Here is a 14,119-nt window from a genome sequence, read left to right as displayed (position 1 = left end):
TTTTTCAGGAGAATCCCTTGAGCAAGTTCGTCGTCAAACACGTTGCCGTGCTGGGTGCCGGCGTCATGGGCGCGCAGATCGCCGCCCACCTGGCCAATGCCGGCGTGCCCGTCACGCTGTTCGATCTGGCCGCGGCCGAAGGCGACCGCAACGGCATCGTCAACAAGGCGCTGGCCGGCCTGAAAAAGCTGGAACCCGCGCCGCTGGCGGGCGCCGCCCGCATCGCGCTGATCACCCCCGCCAATTACGACGACCATCTGGACGCGCTACGCGGCTGCGATCTGGTCATCGAGGCCATTGCCGAACGCATGGACTGGAAGACGGCGCTGTATGAGCGCATCGCCCCGCATGTGTCGCCCGGCGCCATCATTGCGTCGAACACGTCCGGCCTGTCGATCGACGCGCTGGCCAACGCGCTGCCGGCAAGCCTGCGCAACCGCTTCTGCGGCATCCACTTTTTTAATCCGCCCCGCTACATGCGGCTGGTGGAAATCATCGCCACGTCGCACACGCAGCCGGCCGTGCTGGATCAGTTGGAAACCTGGCTGACGTCCACGCTGGGCAAAGGCGTGATCCGCGCACTGGACACGCCCAACTTCGTGGCCAACCGCATCGGCGTGTTCTCCATTCTGGCCGCCATGCACCATACCGCGCGCCTGGGTTTGGGCTTTGACGAAGTCGACGCGCTGACCGGCCCGAAGATCGGCCGCCCCAAGAGCGCCACGTATCGCACGGCGGATGTGGTCGGCCTGGACACGCTGGCCCATGTGGTTGGCACGATGGAAAAGAATCTGCCGAACGACCCGTGGCACCGCCACTTCGCGCTGCCTGCGTGGTTGTCTGCACTGATCCAAAAAGGCGCGCTGGGCCAGAAGACGGGCGCAGGCGTCTACCGCAAGCAAGGCCGCGACATCCTGGTGCTGGACCTGAAGGCGCAAGACTACGTGCCCAGCGCCGGCAAGCTGGCTGACGAAGTCGCCGCACTGCTGAAAGAACGCAACCCCGCCAAGCGGTTCGCCGCCTTGCGCGCAAGCGAACACCCGCAGGCCCAGTTCCTGTGGAGCCTGTTCCGCGACATCTTCCACTACAGCGCCGTGCAGCTTGAGCACGTGGCCGATAACGCCCGCGACCTGGACCTGGCCATGCGCTGGGGCTTTGGCTGGTCGCAAGGCCCGTTCGAAACCTGGCAGGCTGCGGGCTGGCAAGACATCGCCGCTGCGGTGGCCGAGGACATCGCAGCAGGCCGCGCCATGAGCGATGCGCCGCTGCCCGCCTGGGTTCAGGAGCCCGATCGCCAGGGCGTGCACACGCCCGAAGGCTCGTATTCTGCGCGCACCGGCACGCTGCACCCGCGTTCGTCGCTGCCGGTCTACCAGCGCCAGCTGTTTCCGGAACGCGTCTTTGGCGAAGGCGCCGACGACCGTGGCGTCACCGTCTGGGAAAACGAAGGCGTGCGCCTGTGGAACCTGCCCGACGTGGATGCCGGCATCGCCATTCTGTCGGTCACGTCGAAGAACCACACGCTGGGCGGCGAAGTGCTGGAAGGCGTGCTGCAAGCCGTGGCCCGTGCGGAACGCGAATTCGATGGCCTGGTCATCTGGCACGAACCGCCGTTTGCCGTGGGCGCCAACTTGCAGCAAGTGGTCGAAGCCTGCGCCGCCGGCCAGTTCGACATGCTGGAAGCCATGGTCGAAAAATTCCAGCGCGCATCCCAGTCGTTCAAGTACGCGCAGATTCCTACCGTAGCCGCCGTGCAGGGCATGGCGCTGGGCGGTGGCTGCGAATTCCTGATGCACGCCTCGCACCGCGTCCTGGCGCTGGAAAGCTATATCGGCTTGGTCGAAGCGGGCGTCGGCCTGATTCCAGCGGGCGGCGGCAGCAAGGAATTTGCGGGCCGCGCCGCTGCATTGGCGGCCAAAACCGCAACCCCCGGCGAAGTCTTCCCCTATCTGCAACCCGTGTTCCAGACCATCGCCATGGCGCAGGTGGCCAAGAGCGGCCTGGAAGCCATCGACGCCGGCTTTGCACGCGAGCACGACATCGTGCTGTTCCATCCCGACGAGCTGCTCTTTGTGGCCATCGGCCAGGCGCGCGCCGCCGCCCAGGCCGGTTACACGCCGCCCCCGCGCCTGTCGAACGTGCCGGTCGCAGGCCGCAACGGCATCGCCAACTTTGAAATGGTGCTGGTCAATATGCGCGAAGGCGGCATGATCAGCGCGCACGACTACCGCGTGGCCCGCAGCGCCGCCGTGGCGTTGTGCGGTGGCGAAATCGAAACCGGCACCAAGGTGGACGAGGAATGGCTGCTGGCCGTGGAACGAAAGGAATTCGTTGCGCTCTTGCGCACGCCTGAAACCCAGGCCCGCATTCGCCACACGCTGGAAACCGGCAAGCCCTTGCGCAACTGAGGAAACGATCATGACGAAGCAGATTCAAGACGCCTACATCGTCGCCGCCACGCGCTTGCCGGTGGGCAAGCGCAACGGCGCCTACATCACCACCCGCCCCGACGACATGCTGGCCGCCGCGCTGAACGGCGCGCTGGCGCAAGTGCCAGGGCTGGACACCGCGCGCATCGAAGACGTCATCGCCGGCTGCGCCATGCCGGAAGCCGAGCAAGGCATGAACGTGGCGCGCATCGGCCTGCTGCTGGCGGGCCTGCCGCAAAGCGTGGCGGGCGTGACCGTCAACCGCTTCTGCGCATCGGGCCTGCAAGCGGTGGCGGACGCCGCCGCCCGCATCCGCACGGGCGAAGCCGACATCATGATCGGCGCAGGCACCGAGTCCATGAGCGCCATGCCGCAGATCATGGGCAACAAGGTGTCGATGAACCCCGCCATCTTCGCGCACGAGGAAAACATTGGCATGGCGTTCGGCATGGGCCTGACCGGTGAAAAGGTGGCCGAGCGCTGGAAGGTCTCGCGCGAAGATCAGGACGCCTTTGCGCTCGCCTCGCACCAGAAGGCCTGCGCCGCCATTGCTGCGGGCCATTTCCGCGCCGAGACCACGCCGTTTGAAGTGGTGCAACATCTGCCTGACGGCGCAAGCGGCGCGGTGCGCGTCGTGCGCCGGCTGGTGGAAGTGGACGAAGGCCCGCGCCCGGACAGCAGCGCCGAAGCGCTGGCCCGCCTGCGCCCCGTGTTCTCGACGCGCGGCAGCGTCACCGCCGGCAACAGCTCGCAGATGTCCGACGGCGCGGCCGCCATCGTGCTCGTGTCCGACCGCATCCTGCGCGAATTCAACCTGAGCCCGCTGGCGCGCTTCGTCAGTTTCGCGGTGGCCGGCGTGCCGCCCGAAGTGATGGGCATCGGCCCGGTGGCCGCCATTCCCAAGGTCCTGGAACGCGCGGGCATCACGCAAGACGCGCTGGACTGGATCGAACTGAACGAGGCGTTCGCCGCGCAATCGCTTGCTGTGATCCGGGAGCTGAAGCTGGACCCCGCCAAGGTCAACCCGCTGGGCGGCGCCATCGCGTTGGGCCACCCGCTGGGCGCCACCGGCGCCATCCGCACCGCCACCATCACGCACGGCTTGCGCCGCACGGGGGGCAAGTATGGTCTGGTCACCATGTGCATTGGCACGGGCATGGGCGCGGCCGGCTTGTTCGAAGCCTTGTGATTCCGGCCCCGTGATCCCCGCCCCATGATGCTCACCCAAACGGACCCCGCGTGAAGCCTTATTGGTTCAAGAACCTGTCGCCAGAATGGCGCGCGCGCCTGATGCGGGTGGGCTTCAACCTGCATCCCGCGTTTCGCGCCACCGGCGGCCGGGTGTTGCACGTGTCGCCGGACTTTCAGCACATCCGCATCAAGCTGCCGCTCTTGCGGCGCACGCGCAATATTGTTGGGTCGATGTACGGCGGGTCGTTGTTTGCGGTGACGGACGGCGCCCATCCCACAATGCTGATGTCCGCGTTGGGCGCGGATCACATCGTGTGGGACAAGGCGGCGTCCATCCGCTACCGCAAGCCCGCCTACACGACGTTGTATGTCGACTTCCGGTTGCCGCCCGGAGAAATCGCGGCCATCCGCGAGATCCTTGCGCGCGACCATGAAACCACCCGCACGTACTCGGTGGAATTGAAGGACAAGGACGGCGTGGTGTATGCCGTCGTGGAACGCACGATCTATATCGCAGACAAGAAGTTCTACAAGCGAAAAAACACTGGAGGAGACACATGCAACGCATCTCTGGAGGGCGATCCGCCGCCCTGAGCCTCATCCTTGCCGCCAGCCTGGCGGCCGCCCCCGCGTTCGCCGCCGACATCGAGGTTGCCGGCAAACGCGTCCCCGAACAATTGTCCGACGGCAGCCATGCGCTGGTATTGAATGGCGCGGGCGTGCGCACCAAATTCGTCGTGAAGGTCTACGTGGCCGCCTTGTACGTCACCGCTAAAAGCAGTGACGCAGCCACCGTGATCAACAGCACCGAGCCCCGCCGCATCCGGCTGCAATTGCTGCGCGAGGTCGATAGCCAGAGCCTGAACGAAGCGCTGCAGGAAGGTTTGCGCGACAATACGCCCAAGCAGGAACTGGCCGCGCTGAAGGCGGCTGCGGATCGTTTGTCGCAAATGATGGCCGAGATCGGCAACGCCAAAGAGGGCGATGTGGTCGATCTGGACTTTGACGCCCGCGGCGTCACGTTCACCGGCAACGGCAAGCAACGGGGCCGCATCGACAACCCTGCATTCGCGCGCGCCTTGCTGCGCGTCTGGCTGGGCGACAAGCCGGCACAGACCTCCCTGAAGAAAGCCCTCTTGGGCAACTAGGCGGAACCTCACCACGATGGAACGAATCTGGCATAAGAGCTATCCCTCTGGCGTCCCCGCAGAGATCGCGATGGACGGCGTCACCACGCTGGTCTCGGTTGTGCGGGACAGCTGCCGCCGCTACGCCGACAAGACGGCGTACATCAGCATGGGCAAGTCCATCCGCTACGCCGAGCTGGACGCGCTGACCCGCGACTTCGCCGCCTGGTTGCACGCCAATGGGCTGGGCAAGGGCGACCGCATCGCGCTCATGATGCCCAACCTGCTGCAATACCCCGTCTGCCTGTTCGGCGCGCTGCGCGCCGGCTGCATCGTGGTCAATTGCAACCCGCTCTACACCGCGCACGAGCTTGAACATCAATTGGCTGATTCCGGCGCGCGCGCCATCGTCGTCGCCGACAACTTCGCCGCCACGCTGCAAAAGGCCTTGCCGAAGACGGCAGTCGAACACGTGCTGGTAACGTCCATCGGTGAAATGCTCGGCCCCGTCAAAGGCCGGCTGGTGGACTTCGTGATTCGCCGCGTCAAGCGCATGGTGCCGGCGTGGTCGCTGCCACGCGCCATTCGCTTGGGCGACGCGCTGCGCGAGGGGCGCAAAGCGCCTTTCACCGAAGTGCCGCTGGACCAGCGCGACCTGGCCTGCCTGCAATACACGGGCGGCACCACGGGCGTGGCCAAGGCTGCAATGCTGTCGCACGGCAATCTGGTGGCCAACCTGAGCCAGGCGCATGCGTGGATCAAACCACTGGTGAAAGAAGGCGAAGAATGCGTCGTGACGGCGCTGCCGCTGTATCACATCTTCGCGCTCACAGCGAACTGCCTGACCTTTATGAAGATCGGCGCCAGCAACCTGCTGATCATCAACCCGCGCGACATTCCCGGCCTGATCAAGGAAATGAGCAAGGTGCCGTTCTCGGCGTTCACGGGCGTGAACACGCTGTTCAACGCGCTCCTCAACCATCCCGATTTCGCCAAGCTGGATTTCTCGCGCCTGCGCTTGACCATGGGCGGCGGCATGGCGGTGCAACGCGCGGTTGCCGACCGCTGGCGCGCCGTCACCGGCAAGTCGCTGGCGCAGGCCTACGGGCTGACCGAGACCTCGCCCGCCGTTACCGTCAACCCGCTGGACGTCAAGGTGTTCACGGGCTCGATCGGGCTGCCGGTGCCATCTACCGAGATCTCCATCCGCAACGATGACGGCGAAGAACAAGGCATCGGCGAAAGCGGAGAAATCTGCGTGCGCGGGCCACAGGTCACGCAAGGCTACTGGAACCGCCCCGACGAAACCGCGCTGGTCATGTACCCCGACGGCTTTCTGCGCACGGGCGACATCGGCTACGTGGACCAGGATGGCTACGTGTTCCTGATCGACCGCAAGAAAGACATGATTCTGGTGTCGGGCTTCAACGTGTATCCCAACGAGGTCGAAGACGCCGCCGCGCTGCATCCCGGCGTGCGCGAAGTGGCGGCCGTCGGCGTGCCAGACGAACGCTCGGGCGAAGCGGTAAAGCTGTACGTGATCCGCAAAGACCCGGGGCTGGATGCCGAAACGCTGATCGCCCACTGCCGCACGCAACTGACGGGGTACAAGGTGCCGCGGTACGTGGAGTTTCGCGATGATCTGCCGCGCACCAACGTGGGCAAGATTCTGCGTCGGGAGTTGAAGCCGGAAGCGCAAGACGCGGCCCTGGAAAAAGCCGAGGCACGGTTTACAACTTAACACATATAGTATTTACTCCCCCCTTTTCGACTCACGCGAATTCGGAAAGGGAAGAATGAAAAATAAGAATCTAGAGACTCGCAATCGCGGAAACGGGCCGCGATTGCACCCCCTGGCTGCAGCGTTGATTGCAGCGTTTTCCGCGCTGCATGTGGCAGCGCCTGCTCAAGCGCAATCGATTGTGGTGACGGGCGACGTCTCGCCGGGAATGCCCAGCCCTACAGCAACGAATTGGGTCGTGGACGGCGGTCTGTCCGTCGGCATGAACGGCGTCGGCACCATGCGCATCTCGAATGGCGCTACGGTATCCAGCGACAGTGGACATCTTGGTTCTTTTCCATCCGGTAATGCGACAGTAGACGTGTCAGGAATAGGTTCGACCTGGGCGAACGCTGGTGTTCTTTCAGTTGGGGTGATGGGGACGGCATCGCTCACCGTACAGGACGGCGGAACGGTTTCCGCCAGATCGGTCCTTGTCGGAGGAGCCACGCCGGGTTACCAGAGCAGCGGGGCATTGCGGGTGTCAGGGAGCGGATCGCAACTCCTTAGCGGCGGCATATACATTGGTGGAGACCTGCCCGCCAACATACGCATAGAAGATGGCGGCGCCGTCAACAGTGCCTCCAGCACTCTGGGCTCCTCGCGCAACGAGGTTGGTATCGCCACAGTCACCGGTGAGAACTCTAGATGGTCACTGTCCGGAACCCTCCATGTAGGCCTATCTGGTGCCGGCACCCTGATCCTGGAAAAAGGCGGTAGGGTCGACGCGAACAGTATTTCCCTAGCTTCGAACAACAGCGCGGCTGGAACGCTTAATTTGTTCGGCGACGCCTTGCACGGACGTGGAGTCCTTGCCACAGGGCAACTCATGAAGGGATCTGGCCTTGCCTCCCTGAATCTAAACGGTGGCATCCTCGAAGCCACCGAGCAACAGCACAATTATTTCTACGGTTTCGACTCCCTAGCGGTCGGTGCTGAAGGCGCTTGGTTCAACACCAACGGTCATGACATCGCCTTTGGCACCCGCTTGTCATCCGCCACGCAAAGCAGCTTGAACAAGCTTGGGGCGGGGACGCTGAGCCTGCGCGGCGACAGCTCGGGTTTCCTGGGCGATACGAACGTGGAAGCGGGTACGCTCCTGCTCGCAGGAGGCAAGTTCGCCAGCGTCAACGGCTACATCGGCACGCGCAGCGGGAAGTCGGGTTCTGTGATGATCGTCGACCCGACATCGAGTTGGATTAACACAGGGGAACTTGTCGTCGGGCAAGAGACAGGCAGCGAGGGCGCCGTCACGCTTAGGAACAGGGGCAGTCTTACGGTGGGCGGTGGCGCCGGCACGGTGACCTTGGCGCGTGCGGCAAACTCCGTGGCGAACCTCAATATCGGCGCGGACGCCACGCAAGCCAACGCCGCTACGGGCGCAGGCAGACTCGAGGCTGCCAACGTCGTGTTCGGTGCGGGCCGCGGTTCAGTGAATTTCAACCACGAGGACCTGAATTTCGATTTCGGAGCATCGCTGAGCAGTCTGGGCTCGGGCACTCACCAATTGAATCAATACGCAGGCCATAGCCGGTTGACGGGTGATAGCTCGGCCTTCCAAGGGCTAACGTCGGTCCATGGCGGCGTCTTGACCGTGTCCAGCGCGCTAGGCGGGTCCGCAGCCGTCATGGGGGGCCGCATGCAAGTGGACGGTCGGTTCAACGGCCCCGTTTCTGTCGCACAAAGCGGCTTGCTAACGGGGCACGGCACGATCTCCGGCAATGTCGATCTAATCGGCGGCGAATTATCCGGCGTGCAGGGACAGACGTTGAAAATCGCCGGCGATTTGGTCATGGATCCCTCCAGCCGCGTCAACGTCCAGCTCGGCGGGACGGCGGCCAACACGCTTTTCGATGTCCAAGGCAACCTGGCCTTGAATGGAACGCTCAACCTGGAAAGTCCCGGCGGATTTGGCTCCGGTGTGTACCGCCTGTTCAACTACGGCGGCACACTCAGCGGCAATGGATTGACGATTGGCAACGTTCCCTTTGGACTAGACGCTCGGAAGCTCTCGGTCCAGACGGCAATCGGCGGCCAAGTCAACCTTGCCTCGACTAACGACGCTAATGTCGTCTACTGGGACGGCGGGGATACGTCCAAGCACGACAACGGCGTGATCGATGGGGGCTCTGGTAGCTGGGGGCTCGGTGGCCGAAACTGGACCAACGCCGATGGCACGGTAAACGGTTTCTTGCCTTCAGACCCCGTATTTGTGGTGTTCCAGGGCGCTGCCGGATACGTATGGAGCAACAGCTTCGACGACGACTTCGGCATGGCTGGCATGCAGATCGCCACTGATGGCTATCACATCCAGGGTATCCCTATTGCCCTAAAGGGCAAGGGAGGCGAAACGATTATTCGCGTTGGCACTGGACTGGCCGACAGTGGAAATACAACGGGTACCATCAGCGCGACGCTGATCGGCGCCAGCAAACTGGTCAAATCGGATTTCGGCACGCTGGTGCTGACGGCGTACAACCGCTACACCGGCGACACGGAAATTCGCGGCGGCGTATTGTCCGTGAACCTGGACGCCAATCTGGGCGAAGGCGGTGGAATCATATTGAATGGCGGCACGCTGCGAACAACAGAGAGCATCCAAAGCAACCGCAGCGTCATCGTGGCCAAAGCAAGCAGCATTGATGTCCCAGATCTTTACGACTGGACGGTCTTCAGGGGCAACGTTTCCGGCCCTGCAGATCTGACCAAACTCGGAGCGGGAACGCTCGAGCTGGCCGGGACAAACAGCTATGGCAACACACGCGTGGAGGCCGGCACGCTGATTGGCAATACGGCGTCAATTCGTGGGAACGTGCTGAACAACAGCATGGTCCGCTTCGATCAACTCGTCGACGCCAGCTTTGCCGGCCAGATCACAGGCATGGGCACGATGACCAAGCAGGGCATAGGGACGCTGACACTCAATGGAGCCAGCAGCCCGCGTTGGGATGTGCTTGCGGGCACGCTGGTGAGCAGCGCGAATCGCTATGCAAGCGATTCATTCATCAACGGGAACAGCACATTGCGACTGGACGACGCATCAAGCGCAACCTACGCAGGGCTGATGTGGGGAGCCGGCACCTTCGTCAAAACAGGCGCGGGCCGTCTGCAACTGACCAATGATAATCCTGCCTTTTTCGGCAAGACGCTGGTCAATGAGGGCACGCTTTGGATTTCCGGCACACATGGCGGCGATATCATTGCGACCCACGCCAACCTGCAAGTTGACGGTCTGCATGAAAGCTCCGCGACCATTCTCGGTGGCACGTTGTCCGGATCAGGCAAGATCGCAGGGCCCACCCAGATCCAAGGCGGTATTCTCGCTGGCGAACAAGGGCAGACGCTGAAACTGAGCGGCGGATTGACTTTGGACAGCGCCAGCCAGGTCAATGTCGCGTTAGGCAAAGCGCCGACAGCCGCCCTTTTCGATGTTGGAAGCAACCTGACCCTGAACGGCACGCTCAACATCAAGGACCAGGGCGGCTTTGGCGTTGGTATTTACCGGCTGTTCGATTACCAGGGGATGTTGACCGGCAACGGACTAACAATAGGAACCACGCCGTCCGGCATCGCTTCCGCCGATCTTTCCATCCAGACCGCAGTCCCCGGCCAGGTCAATCTGGCCTCGACGGGCGGTGCGACCCTGGCCTTCTGGGATGGCGGCAATGTCTTGCTGCACGACAACGGACAGGTCAACGGCGGCGTTGGCGTATGGAGCGTCGGCGGCCGCAACTGGACGGATGCCAATGGCGCCGTCAACGGTCCCTTGCAGCCGGCTCCCACCTTCGCCGTGTTCCAAGGCGCCGCAGGCACGGTCACCGTCGATGACTCTGCCGGCCCAATCGGCGTGACCGGCATGCAGATCGCCAGCAACGGCTACCGCATCCAGGGCGCCCCCATCGCGCTGCAAGGCGCGGGCGGTGAAAGCATCATCCGCGTGGGCACAGGTGCAGCGGACAGCGCCGGCATAACCGGCACCATCGCGTCAACGTTGACCGGCGCGGGCAAATTGGTGAAAGCGGACTATGGCACGCTGGTACTGGCCGGCGACAACCGCTACAACGGCGGCACCGAAATCCGGTCGGGCATCTTGTCGATATCGTCCGATGCAAATCTGGGCGCGGCCGGGGGTGGCCTGGAATTGAACGGCGGCACCCTGGCCACTATCGCAAGCTTCGTCACGGGCCGCGCCATCAACGTCACCCAGGACAGCAGTATCGACGTGTCGGCCGCCACGTCGCTCGGACTGACCGGCAGCCTTTCGGGCAACGCCAGCCTGACCAAGCGTGGAGCAGGTACGTTGGTGTTTTCGGGCGACGGCAGCGCCTATACCGGACGCACCGTGGTCCAGTCGGGCGCGCTGAACGTCGCTGCGCAGAGCGTGCTTGCTGGCCCCGTCACCGTCGCCAATGGCGCCGTGCTGCAAGGCGCGGGGCAGGTGGGAACGACCACGTTGGAAAGCGGCGCAATACTTGCCCCAGGCCACATCAACGGCGCGCTGCGCGTCGCGGGTGACCTGGCGTTCATGCCTGGCTCGCTGTTTCAGGTGTCGGCCAACCCGGACTCGTCCTCCAGCGCGCGTGTCACGGTCAGCGGCACGGCCAGCCTGGCGGGATCTGTGGTGCACGTCGGCCCCGACGGCGGTTTCGGCACCACGCGCCAATACACCATCCTGACCGCCGATTCGGTGCAGGGGCAATTCAGCTCGGTCAGCTCCAACTATGCCTATGTGACTCCCGAGCTACGCTACGGCACCCAAGATGTCACGCTGCAACTGGAACGCAAGCAAGCGTCCGTCGACCCGGGCGTCCCGACACGTCCTATCTCGTTTGCCGACAAGGCCCAAAATTCCAACCAGCGCGCCGTGGCCAACGCTTTGGACAGCCTGCCAGCCGGCAATGCATTGCACGAGTACATTCTGACCCTGCCAGAAGGCACGCCCCCGGACGCGTTTAACAGTCTGTCGGGCGAAGCGCATGCCAGCGTAACGTCGGGCCTGGTCAACGCCGGGGCCACAACACGCACGCTGCCCCTGTCGCATCTGCGTGCCAATCTGGGCGCTGGAATGCGCCCTGGCGCGCCCACTGCGCAGGCTGGCGGCGATCTGCTTGCCTCGTCCTTGCCCACTTCCAATGCCCAGCCTGCATGGGCCGAACTGGTGGGCAACTGGCAGACCCAGCAAGGCAATGGCAACGCGGCCCAGGTCAAGCAACACACCGGTGGCGTTTTCGTCGGCGCAGACCATGCCGTGGGCGGCGGCTGGCGTCTGGGCGGCGCGTTGGGCTACACCGACGGCAAGATCCGCGTCGATGACCGCTCATCCAAGGCGGATGTCTCCAGCTACAGCGCCGCGCTCTATGGCGGAAAATCGTTCCAGGCTGGCGCAGGCAAGCTGAACCTGATGGCGGGTGCGTCCTACACCTGGCACGACATCGGCACCGAGCGCCGTGTCGCCATCGCAGGCACGCAGCAGGAGCTGACCGCTGATTACGGAGCCAGCACGACGCAGCTGTTCACGGAACTGGGTTACGCGATGCCGCTATCGGAACGCGCCAGCATCGAGCCCTTTGCGGGCCTGGCCTGGAGCGATTTGCGCAGCCGCGCCTTTGCGGAGTCGGGCGGCCTGGCTGCACTGCGCGGCCAAAGCAGCAGCGACAAACAGACCAGCAGCACCTTGGGCGTACGCGCGCAAACGGACTTCACGCTCGGCCAAGCCGAAGGCCGTCTGCAAGCCACCCTGGGATGGCGCCATGCCTTTGGGGATGTCGTCCCGCAGTCGACGATGGCGTTTGACGGCGGGCAGGCCTTTACCGTCACCGGCACGCCCATCGCTCGCAACGCGGCACTGGCCGAACTGGGCGTGGATGTCGCTGTATCGCGCTCGGCCACGCTGGGCCTGAACTACAGCGGCCAGTATGGCGGCGGCAATCGTGAGCACGCGGGCGCGCTCAGCGTGCGCTGGCGCTACTGATCCAGCGACACGAAGCGGCGGCTCCGGATTTCTCTTGAGCCGCCCCCGCCCCTACCACTGCCCGAAAAACACCCCCGCCCGCTTGTGCGCGTTCGTGGCTTTTTCAATGGCTTCGTCGCTGATGGTGGTTCGGCGTTTGCCGCGCAGCATCCAGTCCAGCAGGCGTTCGCGCAATGCTGCGCGGACGTCTGCATGCGCGGTGCTTCTGCCCAGGTCCTGGAACTCATCGGGGTCGGCGTGCAAATCAAAAAGCTGCTCGGGTTCGTCCAGCCAATGCACGTAGCGCCAGCGGTCGGTGCGCACTGACCATGCGCGTGCGTTCTGCGGCGTTTTGCCGCGCAGGATGCGCGCTTGGCGGAAGCTGTAGTCAAGTTCCGAAAACACGCAGTCGCGCCAGGGCGTGGCGGCATCCCGGCCGTGCAGCAGCGTTTGCAGTTCGCGGCCTTCCAGCCGATGCGCAGGCCCCGGTGTGCCTAATGCGCGCAGCACGGTTGGCACGACGTCCACGCTTTCGACCATATCGTCCAGCGCCCGGCCGCGCGTGGCGTTGGCGGCGGCGGACGGGTCCATCACGATGAACGGCACGCGTTGCACGGTGTCGTAGAACAGTTCCTTTTCGCCCAGCCAGTGGTCGCCCAGGAAGTCGCCGTGATCGGCCGTGAAGACGATCAGCGTGTTCTGCATCAGGCCCGCGCCTTCCATGTAGTCGAACAGACGGCCAAGGTGATCGTCCAGTTGCCGGATCAAGCCTTGATACGCAGGGCGCACGACGCGCACGCATTCGTCCGTGGAAAAGCTGATGCTTTCTTCCTGCTGCCGATAGGCGGCCACAACGGGATGCGCGTCGCGCAGCTCTTCCTGGTTGCGGCGCACCGGCAGGCATTGATCGGCGGTATAGCGCTGGTGGTAGGGCGCAGGCGCCATGTAAGGCCAGTGCGGCTTCACGTAGCTTAAGTGCAGCACCCAGGGCTGGCTGCCGCGGCGCTTCATGAAATCCAGCGCCTGGTCCGTCATGTAGGCGGTTTCGGAATGCGGCTCGGCCACGCGGGACGGCAGATGCACGTTGCGCATGTTCCAGCCGCTGACGACCTGGCCGCTGGCGTCCACGCCCGCGATGACGTAGTCGGTCCAGGGGTCTGCGCTGTCGTAACCGTGGCGGCGCAGGAAGGCGGGGTAGCCGCTTTCCTGACCGGGGGTGTGGTGGCCGTCGTAGCGGTCCAGTTCGGTGAAGCCGCCCTGGCTGAGCAAAACGCCCAATTCCGACGCGCCATCGATGGCCAGGCGTTCCATGCCGGCGCGGTCAGGGATGATGTGGGTTTTGCCAGCCAGGGCCAATTCCCGCCCCTGCCCCGCCAGATATTCGCCCAGCGTGATCTCGTTGACGGACAGCGGCACGCGGTTCCACGTTGCGCCATGACGCGACGGATAGCGGCCGGTGTAGTAGCTCATGCGTGACGGCCCGCACACGCCGGAATTCACGAAGGCGCGATCAAAGCGCACGCCGCGCGCGGCCAGCGCGTCCAGGCTGGGGGTCTGCAAGTACGGATGGCCATAACAGCTGAGGTGGTCGGCACGCAGCTGGTCGGCCATGATGAACAACACATTTTGTACAGTGCTCATT

General features: G+C 64.1%; 7 protein-coding genes. 6 read left to right on the top strand and 1 reads right to left on the bottom strand.

The window, feature by feature from the left end; genetic code table 11:
• The first annotated feature begins 17 nt into the window (after nucleotides 1-17).
• Genes AC1DSJ_RS05005 through AC1DSJ_RS04980 form a run of 6 tightly spaced genes read left to right on the top strand, consistent with a single transcriptional unit; the run spans nucleotide 18 to nucleotide 12,498 of the window.
• Nucleotides 18-2,408, top strand: coding sequence for a 3-hydroxyacyl-CoA dehydrogenase/enoyl-CoA hydratase family protein (locus tag AC1DSJ_RS05005; RefSeq protein ID WP_441371501.1), 2,391 nt, complete (start codon nucleotides 18-20; stop codon nucleotides 2,406-2,408).
• 10 nt (nucleotides 2,409-2,418) lie between these two features.
• Nucleotides 2,419-3,618: an acetyl-CoA C-acyltransferase gene (locus tag AC1DSJ_RS05000; protein WP_054426543.1), complete on the top strand. Its 1,200-nt coding sequence runs from the start codon at nucleotides 2,419-2,421 to the stop codon at nucleotides 3,616-3,618.
• A 50-nt stretch (nucleotides 3,619-3,668) separates the two neighbouring features.
• Nucleotides 3,669-4,214: a DUF4442 domain-containing protein gene (locus AC1DSJ_RS04995; RefSeq protein WP_441371500.1), complete on the top strand. Its 546-nt coding sequence runs from the start codon at nucleotides 3,669-3,671 to the stop codon at nucleotides 4,212-4,214.
• Entirely contained in the window at nucleotides 4,178-4,768 is a 591-nt protein-coding gene (locus tag AC1DSJ_RS04990) for a chalcone isomerase family protein (RefSeq protein WP_175171382.1), read from the top strand. Before AC1DSJ_RS04995 ends, AC1DSJ_RS04990 begins: the two co-directional genes overlap by 37 nt.
• A gap of 16 nt (nucleotides 4,769-4,784) precedes the next feature.
• Nucleotides 4,785-6,488 (top strand): AMP-binding protein, encoded by a 1,704-nt coding sequence (locus AC1DSJ_RS04985; RefSeq protein WP_441371499.1) that lies wholly within the window; start codon nucleotides 4,785-4,787, stop codon nucleotides 6,486-6,488.
• A 55-nt stretch (nucleotides 6,489-6,543) separates the two neighbouring features.
• Complete coding sequence (locus AC1DSJ_RS04980; RefSeq protein WP_441371498.1) at nucleotides 6,544-12,498, top strand: autotransporter domain-containing protein; 5,955 nt, start codon at nucleotides 6,544-6,546, stop codon at nucleotides 12,496-12,498.
• Nucleotides 12,499-12,549: 51 nt separating this feature from the next.
• On the opposite strand, the gene AC1DSJ_RS04975 is transcribed toward AC1DSJ_RS04980, so the two are convergent.
• Entirely contained in the window at nucleotides 12,550-14,118 is a 1,569-nt protein-coding gene (locus AC1DSJ_RS04975) for a sulfatase-like hydrolase/transferase (RefSeq protein WP_441371497.1), read from the bottom strand.
• Nucleotide 14,119: the final 1 nt, after the last annotated feature.

The sequence above is a fragment of the Achromobacter sp. 01N37 genome, assembly GCF_056399725.1.
This window is presented reverse-complemented; position numbering and strand designations above follow the sequence as displayed.

What these genes read in the sequence shown, in the direction of transcription:
- AC1DSJ_RS04985 (WP_441371499.1), top strand. Translation starts at nt 4,785, where the DNA reads ATGGAACGAATCTGGCATAAGAGCTATCCCTCTGGCGTCCCCGCAGAG.
- AC1DSJ_RS04975 (WP_441371497.1), bottom strand. Translation starts at nt 14,118, where the DNA reads ATGAGCACTGTACAAAATGTGTTGTTCATCATGGCCGACCAGCTGCGT.
- AC1DSJ_RS05000 (WP_054426543.1), top strand. Translation starts at nt 2,419, where the DNA reads ATGACGAAGCAGATTCAAGACGCCTACATCGTCGCCGCCACGCGCTTG.
- AC1DSJ_RS04990 (WP_175171382.1), top strand. Translation starts at nt 4,178, where the DNA reads ATGCAACGCATCTCTGGAGGGCGATCCGCCGCCCTGAGCCTCATCCTT.
- AC1DSJ_RS04980 (WP_441371498.1), top strand. Translation starts at nt 6,544, where the DNA reads ATGAAAAATAAGAATCTAGAGACTCGCAATCGCGGAAACGGGCCGCGA.